We start from the raw sequence: 12,936 nt of genomic DNA, 5'->3' as shown, positions 1-12,936 counted from the left end.
AGATGGAACAGTCTAAGATAATCTATACGAATCGGTCGTTCGAAGTTCATTTTCGTCCCGGCAAATCGGCGTTTTGTCTCATTACCTTCAATCCACTTGAAACGAGATCGAACGGTCGGTTCTATTGGGGCCGGCCCCTCGCAGAAAAATGGGACTATACTTGTCTGGGCTTCGTCACGCACGGCAATGACTGGTTTCCCGAATCTGATATGCTTGAAGCGGCCGAGGTTTTAAAACCCTATCTGAACGGCCGGAACGTCCTTTATGGATTTAGCATGGGTGCCTATGCGGCCGTGCGATACAGCAAGCTTCTTAACGCTGAACTGGTTCTTGCATTTTCTCCCCTGCTATCGATCGATCCCCAAGACGTGCCGCATGATAGCCGTTGGCATAAACTTCATCGCCCCGAACTCCACAGCAATATGCGCGTCCGCGAGGAGCATGTGCAGGGCGATTTGCTGGTTTTCTATGACCCACTTCTTCCGTCCGATGCTTGGCATGGCCAGGAAATTTCCGGCTACCCACAGGGGGTCGCCTTGCCTCTGCCATTCACCGGCCATGAGACGCTGGCGGTTGCGATGCAATTTCCGGGATTTTCGGGTATCATCAACCGATGCGTTTATGATCGGGATTCCCTGGCAGACTATATGAAGGCGGGACGGCGGCGCTCCTCGATGTTCCATTTTCTGGCCGCGGCGAAAATGGCGGAACGTGGCAAATACAGGTGGAGCATTGCGCTCCTCGACAAGGCCGACGAACTCGGGGGGGCAGAGGCGTCAGATCACGATGCGCTACGCCTGAAGATCTATGCTTTGTCTAAACAGGACGAAGATGCCGAAGTATTGCTGTCGACGATGGCGCGCCCGGGTGACATGGAGACCCGTGCATGGAGGACCTGGGCAGACGCTGCCGATATTTTTGGGGAGCGCTCGCTGTTTGCGCTTTGCGACAGGTTGTACGAAGCAATATTGAAAACTCCATCGCTTCTCTTTTACGAACGTTATATTACATGCCTGCAAAATCGTGGCGACTATTGTCGCATCGCTATGCTTGTCGCTGCCGCCATAGCCGCCTTTCCTGAAGACGTTCGCATTCCGATTAAAGCGGGGGATGCCTTCCTGCAGGGAAGTCAGGAGGTCTGCGCCATTTTGATGTATGAAATCGTGATTACACGTCAACCTTCTTTGACTTGGCCGCATCACGCACTTTTTCGTATATACAATTCTCGGAATGACCTTGTGATGATCAATCGTATATTGAGGCGCACGCTCGATTTTCAGATAAATGATGATGCCACGAAGGGCTATCGCAAACGCTTCGGTGTGGAATAGGAGAAATCCTATTACGAAAAATTGAGGTCAGGAAGGCCGGTATGGTGACTTTGTTTAAGTCAGATTTCTATCAAGTTGATCTTTTTCAATCTGGCAACCGTAATTTGGCAGTGACATTTACGGAGGCAGGAAACAGAACCCTGGAAGGAAACGGTTTTGGTGGATCGTTTCTTTCAAAGTATAATTTTGATGTCCTGGCTATAAAGTCGAACAGAGATAACTGGTATAGTGACCTTCCGTTAGAAATACTTGCCGGCATTGACGATATTATAGCAAAAACAAACGATCAATATGATCATCGAGTCGGATATGGTAGCAGCATGGGCGCTTACGCCGCGATGCTATTTTCCCGGCGCCTGAATTTAAATGTTGTTCTGGCAATTTCACCTCAATACGATATTGCTCAAAACTGGGATCAGCGATGGAAGCACAGGCTCGGCGAGGTTGGCCGGATTTCGGCGATGTCATCGGAGCACGTGTCATCGTCGTGCAAATACTTTGTAGTTTATGATCCCTACGACCTTGATGCCTTGCATAGAAAGTATTTTGAGGAGGTCATAGCAGACGGGAATTTCTTTGCTATCAAAGTGCCGTTCGCTGGGCATCCGGCTGGCTATCTTCTTCGCGACCTTAAAGCCCTGGAGGTTCTGGCTAGTTCCATCCTGGTAAAATCGGAGCCCGATAAAAATTGGAGCTTGAATATACGTCAGAAAAGAGGCCAGTCGACTCTCTATCTGATGAATTTTGCTCGTCATCTTTTTCAAAAGAAAAAATACCGTTGGGCGGAGCGTATCGCAGATAGAGTGCTTCAGGAAAAACCAAGAGACGCCGAGGTCTATATATTCAAGTCGCTATTAGCCGAGAAGCTTTGTTTTTTTGATAAAGCAATGAATTATGCCGCCATTGCCATTGCGATTAATCCACAGCATCCCAGCATGCACATTCAGTTGGCGCGAATGTTGTCAGCTATAAGCTTGCACTCATCTGCAAGGGTTTATATCGACCGCGCCGTCGAACTCGGTTCCGGAAACCAAAATATCGTTAATATGCGCAATCAGATCATAGCGGCTGCGGAAAAGGGATAGAGGAACGTTCGGCCGAGGTAACCGTCTTTGTCATAACGCGCGGTGAGTGAAATGAGAGTTTTCTTTGCTGGCCTTTGGCTGAGCGCACTATCGCTGTCACTAGTTCATCCTGCCTCGGCTCAGTCGCGAGACTCCGACTTTTGTGCGCCTGCGATATCAGCCGTGCCGCGCATTTATCCAGCGGAAGCTTTATCTGCTCTGCATGAGGATGGAACGGGGTTGATTGTTGGTGATTCGATCGCGGCCTATTGGCAAGTGGGGCTTGAGCCTATCCTCGGGTCCAATGTCGTGAATCTTGGTTTTCCCCAGGATCAGCCTGGGAATGTGTTATGGCGCCTGGATAAAATTGAAGGTCGGAGGCATTGGATTCGCGCCCTTATTATTGCGGGGGTCAATAGCTCGTGGAAGTCAAAGAGATGCGACGTAGCTTCGGGTATCGAATCCATTGTTGCCAAAGTTAGAAGTTTGTCCCCACAAGCGCAAATTCTGGTCATGGCAGTACTGCCACATGGCCCATCTCTCCAAAGCTCATTGCCTTTTGTGGATCCGATCAACGCAAGTTTAAAAGCCGATGCCTTAAACAAGGGCTTCATATTTGTTGACCCTAGCCCGGTCTTTCTGGCGAATTGCGAGAATAAGCCATCCTGCCCACTTCTGAAGATGCCGGGCTGGTTGCACCCGACGCAGCAAGGATATGACGTAATGGCCAGGGCAGCTCAAAAGGCAATCTCCCTATCAAACAGCATTTCGAAATAAAACGATATTGAATTTGCACTGTCGCAATGGATACTGTCGGCTCCTGGAAGCATCGAGGCAATTCTTCGGGACAGCGCGGCCCCGATGAACCGTGATGCAGTGGGGAGCCTTCCCTTTCTGTCTGGGTCGGAGGCCTCCGCAGCGTAAGATTAAAAGCCGCCTGAAGGTTGCGTGCTGTCGAATTGGCTGGTTTCTGTGCGGGCGACTAAACTATCGGGGCCGGTCCGCCTTCACGCGCCTGGGCCAAGTCAATTCGTTTGGAATGCTTGGGTCGGAGCCGAAGAATCGGGGATTCGAAGAAATGAAACGACAGATAAGAAATAAAGAACGGCGCTGTGATTGCGATAATGGCGCAGACCCAAGCGGAAGCAAGATGCTTCCACCATAAATACTGAGCAACATTAACAAGAATCGTAAGGTGCATGATATAGAGGCCGTAAGATTGGGCGCTGATGGTTTGGCCGATCCTAGCAATCAATCCCGAGGACGGCTTTATAATGACGGTCAATGGGATAAGGAGGGCGCATCCGACGATGGCGGAATTAATGCCCCATGCCAGGGAGGTATTGCCAAAACAAGCATTAAGAATGAGGCCGATGCCAATAGAAAAACAAATTATCGGCGATCGAAAAACGAAAGAATTGGCCGCATAGAGCTTGGCCATCACGACACCATAAGCAATTTCGTCAAGCCGGAATATGACGGTCCTAAGCCAAAGATAAGGCGGCAGCGAAAAGTCACGAAAACTCAACCGAAGAATCAACGGTACAGCTAAAAACAAGAAAATTGGCAGCCAGGATGCCCAGGCTCCCCTTATCAGCCTGGCTGACAGGAATAGAGCCGATCCAAAAGCCACATAGAACCATTCTTCTATGGTCAGGGACCAGGATACAGAAAACCAATAGGATGGCGCGCCAGGCATGGGCTTGAAGAGGTTCTGCGTCAGCGTGCCAAATTGCACGAGGTAATCAACGGCGTGGGCACCCGGCGGAAAGACGAGAAATAAAACCGCTAACACCACATAGTATAGTGGCAAAGTGCGCATCCAGCGGCGTACAAGAAACACAAAGAGGTTCTTCCAGCTTGCATCTCTTTTGACCTGGTCAAGAAGGATATTGCCTATCAGAAATCCACTCAGTGCAAAAAACAAATGGATTCCGAGTTCTCCCGTAAAAAAGATAAGGGCGTTCGGAGTGATACCAAACCAAAATAGAATATTATTTGACCAATGCGCGATCAATACTAGAATAATTGCGATGGCCCGCATGTAGTCCAACCCCAGTGATCTGGAGTTTTTGTGCGGAACGTCTTTCAAAAGCGACAATTCGATCATAAATTAATTTGGCATAGCAACGAGTGTCTGTCAAAATTTCGCGCTGACCCGGTAGAGGGTTGCTCTATCCACATATGACACTTGCAACTCTCGGTGCCGGTCGGAATTGTTCATGTAACGCCGCCGTCCTAAGATACCAGGTTGATGACTTTACCCATTGTAGCCGCAACACCTGAGCGCGTTGAACGGGCGGCAAGGGGGAGCAGCTCTTCCGTGGCGAATTCGCAAGATCATTCGCGGCCAGTGGCTTGGGACCTGGATTTATAGGGATATGAATCAAAAGCCATGACAGTGGTCATGAATTGCGGGCCTTTGCGAAAGGCCGAAGCCGGCGGAGGCGAAAGGGCAGGGGATCCGTGAGCGGCGCGACGACCGAGAAGTTGCGGACGATTCGCGATCTGACCAAATTCCTCTGACCAAATTCCCTGGCTCATCCGAAGGCATTCGGCCGTCGCTGGTCTCGAAGAAGCCTGAAGGCCTGGCTACCGCTCAAAACCGCCCGCGATGGGTCCCCGATGTCATCCGGTCCCGGGGCGCGAACCGGAGCAATCGCGCCTGTACCACAAGGGTCGAAAATATCAACGATTTCAAAGAGGAAGTGGTGCCGGCAGTGGGAATTGAACCTACGACCTACTGATTACGAATCAGTTGCTCTACCCCTGAGCTATGCCGGCGTTGGGGGTGATCTATCGCTATCCGGCGCCGGGCGCAACACCCTAGTTTGACGGGAGCGCCCGCCGCAAACGCTTGCCTCCGGCGCGGCTCAGGCCCATGGCTAGCCGCCGCAGGTGGAGAAGGAACGAGGTCATGGGCTTTGCCGAAAACGGCGTCTGGAACACCGGCTGGTATGACACCAAAGCCAGCGGCGGTCGCTTCCTGCGCACAACCACGCAGTTCCGCAACTGGATCACGCCGGACGGCAGCGCCGGGCCGAGCGGCGCGGCTGGCTTCGCCGCCGAGGAGGGCCGCTATCATCTTTACGTCTCGCTCGCTTGTCCCTGGGCGCATCGCACGCTGATCTTTCGCGCGCTGAAGGGGCTGGAGCGCTTTCTGCCGGTCTCCACCGTCAACTGGATCATGCGCGAGCGCGGCTGGACCTTCGATCCGGCGCCTGGCGTGGTGGCTGATCCGCATGGCGCCGCGACCATGTTCGACATCTATGTTCGCGCCGATCCGCATTACTCCGGCCGCGTCACCGTGCCGGTGCTGTGGGACAAGCAGACCAATAGCATCGTGAACAATGAAAGTGCGGAGATTATCCGCATGTTCAACAGCGCCTTCGACGGCAAGGGGGCCCGCAGCGGCGATTACTATCCCGCGGCGCAGCGGACAGAGATCGACGCACTCAATGCCCGCATCTACGACCGGGTCAATAACGGGGTCTACAAGGCCGGCTTCGCGACCAGCCAGGACGCTTATGAGGAGGCGGTATTTCCGCTGTTCGAGACCTTGGACTGGCTGGAGGATCGGTTATCGACCCAAGCCTTTCTCTGCGGCGATCGCGTGACCGAGGCCGATTGGCGGCTATTCACCACGCTGCTGCGTTTCGACCCTGTCTATGTCAGCCATTTCAAATGCAATCTGCGGCGGATCGTCGATTACCCCAATCTCTGGGACTATACGCGCGCGCTGTATCAGACCCCGGGCATCGCCGAGACCGTGAACTTTCAGCATATCAAGGGCCATTATTTCCAAAGCCACGACATGATCAATCCGACGGCGGTCGTGCCGGCTGGACCTTTGCTCGACTTCGCGCGGCCCTCCGAACGTCAGGTCGTGCTGGCGTAACAGGGCGGCTCAGCCGCCGAGCCTGATGAAGCGGCTCAGCCGCCGGACGGGATCAGCGCGGTCTGATAGGCAGGCGTGGTCGAGAGCAGGAATTGCGCCGCCTGCAGATCAAGCGAGGAGCCCAGCGCCGCCGGGCAGGCTTCGCGAAGCTGCAGAATCTGGTCCAGCGTCATGCCGGGCCGGGCCGCGCGCTCGGTCTGCAGGGTGGCCGCCATCGGCTGCTGCCCCGCGGTCAGTGCCTGCAACTGGCTTTCCACGGCATCCGCCGATCCGCTGGTGCAGATTTGCGGCATGACGCCTAACCCCTGCAAAGGCCAGCCCAAAGGCGCCAATAGCCGCGCCCAGGTCACCAGAAGATCGCCGCCGTCCGGCAGGCTGGTCGCGGCCTGAACCAGACCCTTGCCGAACGTGGCACTGCCGATGACGACGGCACGGCGGTCGTCGGACAAGGCGGCTGCCAGCACTTCTGCCGCACTCGCGGTGCGGCCGTCGACCAGCACGGCGATCGGAAGCCCCGCGGTAATATCGCCCGCATCGGCCTGCCAATGCTGGTCGGATTGAGGATCGCGGCCGGACGCCTGGGCGATGGTGCCGCTGGCGATGAGGCTGTCCGCGACGCCGACCGCCTGATCCAGCAGGCCCCCGCGATTGCCGCGAAGGTCGATGATGACCCCTTGCACCCCCTGATGCGCGGCGAGCGCCGCGACCACCTGCTGGCGGAATTCGGCCGCCGTTGCCGTCTCAAATCCCGTGATGCGCACGAGAAGATTGGGACCGGCGAGGCTGGACAAAACCGTCATCGGCGCCGTCGCGACACGGGTGAGCGAGAAGGTGCGCGGTTTTCCGCGCCGCTGCTGGATCAGCAGCGTGACTTCCGAACCTGCGACCCCCGACAGCGCGGCATTGAGCGTGTAGCTATCCTGGCGGTGCGTCGCGACACCGTCGATCGCCAGAATGCGGTCGCCTGGCAGCAGCCCGGCGGCGGCGGCCGGTCCATCGGGATCGACATGGCCGATGACCGCATGATGGCGGACGAGCGCGATGTCGAGGCCCGGGTCTGCCATGGCGGGTGCGCCGGCGGTCGCGTTGGGCGCGATATAGCGGGAATAGGGGTCCAGGTGATTGAACAATTCGTCGAAGAAGCTGGTGACAATCCCACCCGTTCCGGCCTGCGCAATGGCGGGGGACAAGGCAGCCGCCTTGCTGCACATCAGCGCGGCGAGGGCGGCCCAGCCCGCGGTATCGCCGGCTTTCGGCAGCGGCAGGCTGAGCACCACGGCACCGCGATCGTTCAAGGCAATGGCGCTTGACGTCATCGACGGCGCGATCGAGGGATCAAGCGCCGTCAGGCCGCGCAATCCCCACAGGGTCAGATTGGATAGCGGGATCGGCTGCAGCGTGCGCGGCCCCATGAAGCTGAAGGCCGAAGCATAGACGCTGCCGGCAAGCCCCTGGTTCCAATTGCTTTGCGCTTCGGCCCGAAAGGGCAAGGCGAACAGCAGCACGACAAGAAACGCGCGGCGCCTCACGTCCGTTTGGTGCGGGCTTTTTTCGCTCCGTCCCGCGGATGCTTGGATGGCGGCGGCCGTTTGCTGGCGGGACGCTTGCTCGGCGAAGCCTTGGCGGTCGCCGCGCGACCGTCGCTGCCGGGCATCATGATCTGGAACAGCAGCCCGCCGGTCACGGGCTTCGCTTCCACCAGCCTGACGGAGACGATCTGCGCCAGGTGGAAGACCACCCGGCTGCGCTTACCGTTCAAGCTTTGCGTCGCTTCGTCGTGCATCCAGAAATCATCGGGCAGGGCGCTCAGCGGAATCATTCCGGAGGCGCCGGTATCCGTCAAAGTAACGAAGAGGCCGAAGCGCGTCACACCGGAAATCCGCGCATCAAATATGCAGCCGATCTTGTCCGCCATGAAGGCCGCCATATAGCGATCGACGGCGTCGCGTTCGGCCTGCGCGGCGCGGCGTTCGGTGCCGGTGATATGCTCGCAGGTATCGACCAGCTTCTGCGCGTCGTCTGGTCGCAGCCCGTCATTCCCCAGGCCAAGCCCCGCGATGAGGGAGCGATGCACGATCAGATCGGCATAGCGCCGGATGGGGCTGGTGAAATGCGCATAGCGGGTCAATGCCAAGCCGAAATGGCCGATATTCTCGATCGTATATTCGGCCTGGGACTGGCTGCGCAGCACGGCGTCATTGACAAGCGGCGCCTCCTCGCTGCCCGCCACTTGGCTGAGGACAGCGTCGAGATCGCGCGGATGGATTTGGTCGCCGGCAGGCAGGCTGATGCTCATGCCATGCAGATAGGTACGAAGTCCGTCGAGTTTAATCTCTGACGGCTTCGCGTGGCAGCGATAAACGCAGGGACGCTTCAGCCGCTCCAGCTCCTCGGCCGCCGCGATATTGGCCAGGACCATGAATTCCTCGATCAGCCGATGGCTGTCCAGGCGCTGGCGGCGGCTGACATCGGCGACGCGGCCTTCGGAATCGAGCGTCACTTTCCATTCCGGCACATCAAGGTCCAGCGTGCCGCGACGTTGGCGTTCACCCAGCAGCAGCTCATAGGCGCCGTAGAGGTGATCGAGCGAAAAGGCCGGCGTCTCGCGCTGGGTATTGCGCGCCTCCTGCACCTCTTCATAGGTCATGCGCGCGGCCGAGCGCATGATGCCGCGACCGAAACGATGCGCGCGTTTGCGACCGTCCGGCCCGATGCGCATTTCGGCAAACAGGCAGGCGCGGTCTTCGTTCGGGCGCAGGCTGCACCAGCCGTTGGACAGCGCTTCGGGCAGCATCGGCACGACGCGATCGGGAAAATAGACGGAGTTTCCGCGTTCCCGCGCGGACCGGTCCAGCGCGCTGCCCGGCGTCACGTAATGCGAGACATCGGCGATGGCGACAATCAGGCGAAACCCGTCACCGTCCGGCTCGGCATAGACCGCGTCGTCGAAATCCCGCGCATCCGCGCCGTCGATGGTGATCAGCGGGACCTGACGCAGATCCTCCCGCCCGTCTGGACTGACGCCATGGGCGCCTTCGGCCTCGGCGATCACCTCGGGCGCGAAAGAGTCGGGGATATTCAGCGTCGCGATGACGAGAAGACTGACGGCCTTCGACCCGCTGGCATCGCCCAGCCGTTCCGTCACACGGGCCGGCTTCAAGCCCAGTCCGCCCATGGGCAGCGGCTCGCCCCGCACAATCTCGCCGTCCTGGGCGCCGCCATCCTCGCCCGGCGGCACGATCCATTCCGCCTTCACGCGCCGGTCGGTCGGCTCTATGCGCATCAGCCCGGCGCGGCGGCGGAAGATGCCGATCACCCGCCCGGTGCTGCCTTCAATGCGCCGCAGCGTGCGACCCTCGTATTTGCGTGCACCGATGGCGCTGCCGATGGGCCGGATACGGGCCAGCACGCGATGGCCGGGGGCGAGCGCGGCCTGGCCGCGCGCCTCGGGCTGCATGAAGATCGTGGGCACAGGGCCGTCACCGCGCCAATCGACCGGACGGCCGATGGCATCGCCCTCGGTATCGATACCGGTGATCTCGACGATGATCGCCTCCGGCACGGCGGTGTTATGCCGCCGGCTCAGGCGGCCGGGCTGCGGTTCGGGCACAGCGGGGCCGCTGCCCGCAGCCGAAGGACCGCTGGGGGAGGCGAAGCGGCGATGGCCGGCGGGGGCAGCTTCGCCCTTATGCGCCATGTCGCGCAGCATGTCGCGGAGAGCCAGCTTGTGTTCCGGCCCCAGGCCGAAGGCGCGCGCAATCTCGCGCTTACCCACGCGGCCCGTGCTTTCAGCGATGAATTCGCGCAATTGCTCGCGGCTCGGAAAGGGGCGGGACCGAGGGGTCGTCTCCGTCCCGGTCGTTTCCGTCCCCGGCGTCTGGCGGGCTGCTTTGGGCTTCTTGCGTGCGGTCTTCGTCAATGTCCGTGCCGTCAATCGGCGGCTTCGCTGCGGGCAGGCTTGCGCGCCGCAGGTTTTTTGGCGGTGGTCGTCGTCTTTTTGGCGGCGGCCTTCTTCGGTTCAGCCTTCGGCTTGGCCTCGGCCGTCGCGGTCTTGGTCGCCTTCGGGGCGGCAGCCTTCGGCTTGGCGCGCGACGCGGTCTTGCCCTTCGCACCGGGCTTGGGCTTTAGCTCCTTGCCCTTCTCGGCCAGCAGCGTCACCGCTTCCGCCAGGGTGATATCGTCCATCGAGACGGTGCGCGGCAGGGTTGCCACGATTTTGCCGTGCTGGGCATAGGGACCGAAGCGGCCCTTCTTGACCAGAATGCCTTCGCCGTCCTTGGGATGCGCGCCGAGGGAACGGACCGAGGCCAGCTTCTTGGCCAGCAGATCGACCGCGCGATTGGCGCCGACCGCCAGCACGTCGTCATCCTTATCGAGCGAGGCATAGACCGCGCCCATCTTGATATAGGGGCCGAAGCGACCGATCGCGGCCTCCATCGGCTCACCCGTTTCAGGATGCAGGCCGATCAGACGCGGCAGGGTCAGCAGACCCAGCGCCTGGTCCAAGGTGATCGTCTCACCGTCCATGCCGCGCGGCAGGGACATGCGTTTCGGCTTTTCCTTCTTGGCCTTCTTGTCCTCGGAGGGCGCCGGCGGTTCGCCCAACTGGACGTACAGACCATAGGGGCCACGCCGGACGGACACATCTTCCTTCGTCTCCGGGTCCTGACCCAGAACGCGCATGCCCTCCTTCAGCGTCTCCTCGCCTTCCTCGCCGGCATTCACGGCAAGCCGCCGCGTATATTGGCAGGTCGGGTAGTTGGAGCAGCCGATGAAACTGCCATGGCGGCCAAGCTTCAGGCCCAGACGGCCGGTGCCGCAGGCAGGGCAGACACGCGGGTCGCCCCCGTCATCCTTCGGCGGAAAGAAGTGACGGCCCAGATCGTCATCCAGCGCATTGATGACGTCGGTGATCTTGAGGTCCTTGGTCTGGTCCACGGCCTCGGAGAAGTCATGCCAGAAGGCCCGCATCACGGCACGCCAATCGGCGCGGCCGTCCGAGATCTCATCCAGCTTCTCTTCCAGATTGGCGGTGAAGCTGTAATCGACATAGCGTTTGAAGAAGCTCGACAGGAAGGCCGTGACCAGCCGTCCGCGATCTTCCGGCACCAGCCGCTTCTGGTCCAGTCGCACGTAATTGCGGTCGCGCAGGACGGATAGCGTGGAGGCATAGGTGGAAGGCCGACCGATGCCGAGCTCCTCCATCTTCTTGACCAGGGAGGCTTCCGTATAGCGCGGCGGCGGCTGGGTGAAATGCTGGCTCGCCTTGATCTCGCGCTGGCCGAGCGGGTCGCCTTCCGTCATCGGCGGCAGGACGCGGCTTTCGTCGTCATCCTCGGCCTGATCGTCGCGATCCTCGCGATACAGCTTCAGGAAGCCGTCGAAGGCGAGGAGCGAGCCATTGGCGCGCAGCACATTGCGCCCGCCGTCCTTCATGTCGACCACAACCTGGTCGAACTCGGCCTGCGCCATCTGGGACGCGACGGCGCGCTTCCAGATCAGCTCATACAACCGCGCCTGATCATGGCTGAGGTAGCGGACGACATCTTCCGGGCGGCGCAGCACATCGGTCGGGCGAATGGCCTCATGCGCTTCCTGCGCGTTTTTCGCCTTGGTGCTGTATTCGCGCGGGGCGCCGGGCAGGTAATCCTTGCCGAAGGCGCGGCCGACATGGTCGCGGATGGCATCGATCGCCTCGCGGGCGATCTGCACGCCATCGGTTCGCATATAGGTGATCAGGCCGACCGTCTCACCGCCGACATCCGCACCCTCGTACAATTGCTGCGCGATGCGCATCGTCTGCTGCGCGCCGTAGCCAAGCTTGCGGCTGGCTTCCTGCTGCAGGGTGGAGGTGGTGAAGGGCGGCATCGGATTCCGCCGCACGCGCTTCCGCTCGATCGTGCTGACGGCGAAGGCGCCGGACTGGACGCTTTTGCGGGCGGCCTCGGCCAAGGCGGCATTGGGCAGGTCGAACTGCTCCAGCTTGCGGCCGTCCAGATGGGTCAGGCGGGCCGTGAAGGGTGCGCCGGCCGGCGTCGAGAGCAGCGCCTCGATGGTCCAGTATTCCCGCGCCCGGAATGCCTCGATATCGGCTTCCCGTTCGCAGACCAGGCGCAGCGCGACCGACTGCACGCGGCCGGCGCTGCGGCTGCCGGGCAGTTTCCGCCACAGGACCGGAGAGAGCGTGAAGCCCACCAGATAGTCCAGCGCGCGGCGGGCCAGATAGGCCTCGATCAGCGGCTGATCCAGCTCACGCGGGGCGGCCATGGCGGCCGTCACCGCATTGCGGGTGATTTCGTTGAAGGTCACGCGATGGACGGTGACGCCCTTCAGCGCGTTCCGGTCCTCCAGCATGGCACGGACATGCCAGGAAATCGCCTCGCCCTCGCGATCCGGATCGGTCGCCAGATAAAGGGTCGTGCCTTTTTTAATGGATTTGGCGATGGCCGCGACCTGGCGGCTGCCACGCTCATCGGACTCCCAGTCCATGGCGAAGTCCTGGTCCGGACGTACGGACCCGTCCTTGGGCGGAAGGTCCCGCACATGGCCGAAACTGGCAAGCACCGTATAGCCATCGCCGAGATACTTATTGATGGTCTTGGCTTTGGCGGGGGATTCGACGACGACGACGTCCGACATGCTC

General features: G+C 59.7%; 8 protein-coding genes and 1 tRNA gene. 4 read left to right on the top strand and 5 right to left on the bottom strand.

The annotated features are described in order from the left end of the window. The first annotated feature begins 2 nt into the window (after window positions 1-2). Genes ACELLULO517_RS06460 through ACELLULO517_RS06450 form a run of 3 tightly spaced genes read left to right on the top strand, consistent with a single transcriptional unit; the run spans window position 3 to window position 3,172 of the window. Window positions 3-1,331 (top strand): hypothetical protein, encoded by a 1,329-nt coding sequence (locus ACELLULO517_RS06460; protein ID WP_227306480.1) that lies wholly within the window; start codon window positions 3-5, stop codon window positions 1,329-1,331. A gap of 41 nt (window positions 1,332-1,372) precedes the next feature. Continuing rightward, window positions 1,373-2,416 carry a hypothetical protein gene (locus tag ACELLULO517_RS06455; protein WP_227306479.1) on the top strand — a complete coding sequence of 348 codons (1,044 nt, stop codon included), beginning with the start codon at window positions 1,373-1,375 and terminating at the stop codon, window positions 2,414-2,416. 51 nt (window positions 2,417-2,467) lie between these two features. Further along, the gene (locus tag ACELLULO517_RS06450) at window positions 2,468-3,172 is read left to right on the top strand and encodes a GDSL-type esterase/lipase family protein (RefSeq protein WP_227306478.1); all 705 of its coding nucleotides are present in this window, start codon (window positions 2,468-2,470) and stop codon (window positions 3,170-3,172) included. A 205-nt stretch (window positions 3,173-3,377) separates the two neighbouring features. On the opposite strand, the gene ACELLULO517_RS06445 is transcribed toward ACELLULO517_RS06450, so the two are convergent. Continuing rightward, the gene (locus tag ACELLULO517_RS06445; RefSeq protein ID WP_227306477.1) at window positions 3,378-4,505 is read right to left on the bottom strand and encodes an acyltransferase family protein; all 1,128 of its coding nucleotides are present in this window, start codon (window positions 4,503-4,505) and stop codon (window positions 3,378-3,380) included. Between the two features lie 599 nt (window positions 4,506-5,104). Next, window positions 5,105-5,179: transfer RNA gene (locus ACELLULO517_RS06440), tRNA-Thr, on the bottom strand. 133 nt (window positions 5,180-5,312) lie between these two features. Here ACELLULO517_RS06440 and ACELLULO517_RS06435 point away from each other — a divergent pair. Beyond that, window positions 5,313-6,293: a glutathione S-transferase family protein gene (locus ACELLULO517_RS06435; protein WP_227306476.1), complete on the top strand. Its 981-nt coding sequence runs from the start codon at window positions 5,313-5,315 to the stop codon at window positions 6,291-6,293. A gap of 35 nt (window positions 6,294-6,328) precedes the next feature. On the opposite strand, the gene ACELLULO517_RS06430 is transcribed toward ACELLULO517_RS06435, so the two are convergent. The 3 genes from ACELLULO517_RS06430 to topA are packed head-to-tail and all read right to left on the bottom strand — an operon-like array spanning window position 6,329 to window position 12,932. Next, on the bottom strand, window positions 6,329-7,822 hold the full coding sequence (locus tag ACELLULO517_RS06430; protein WP_227306475.1) for a S41 family peptidase: 1,494 nt from the start codon (window positions 7,820-7,822) through the stop codon (window positions 6,329-6,331). Further along, window positions 7,819-10,212, bottom strand: coding sequence for a ribonuclease R (rnr, locus tag ACELLULO517_RS06425; protein WP_264481364.1), 2,394 nt, complete (start codon window positions 10,210-10,212; stop codon window positions 7,819-7,821). Before rnr ends, ACELLULO517_RS06430 begins: the two co-directional genes overlap by 4 nt. Window positions 10,213-10,223: 11 nt before the next feature. After that, the gene (topA, locus tag ACELLULO517_RS06420; protein ID WP_227306474.1) at window positions 10,224-12,932 is read right to left on the bottom strand and encodes a type I DNA topoisomerase; all 2,709 of its coding nucleotides are present in this window, start codon (window positions 12,930-12,932) and stop codon (window positions 10,224-10,226) included. Window positions 12,933-12,936: the final 4 nt, after the last annotated feature.

Origin of the sequence: Acidisoma cellulosilyticum (genome assembly GCF_020621385.1) — a bacterium.
In the GTDB taxonomy this organism is placed as follows: domain Bacteria; phylum Pseudomonadota; class Alphaproteobacteria; order Acetobacterales; family Acetobacteraceae; genus Acidisoma; species Acidisoma cellulosilyticum.
Note: the sequence above shows the minus strand (reverse complement) of the source record. Positions and strands in the feature narration are given on the sequence as shown.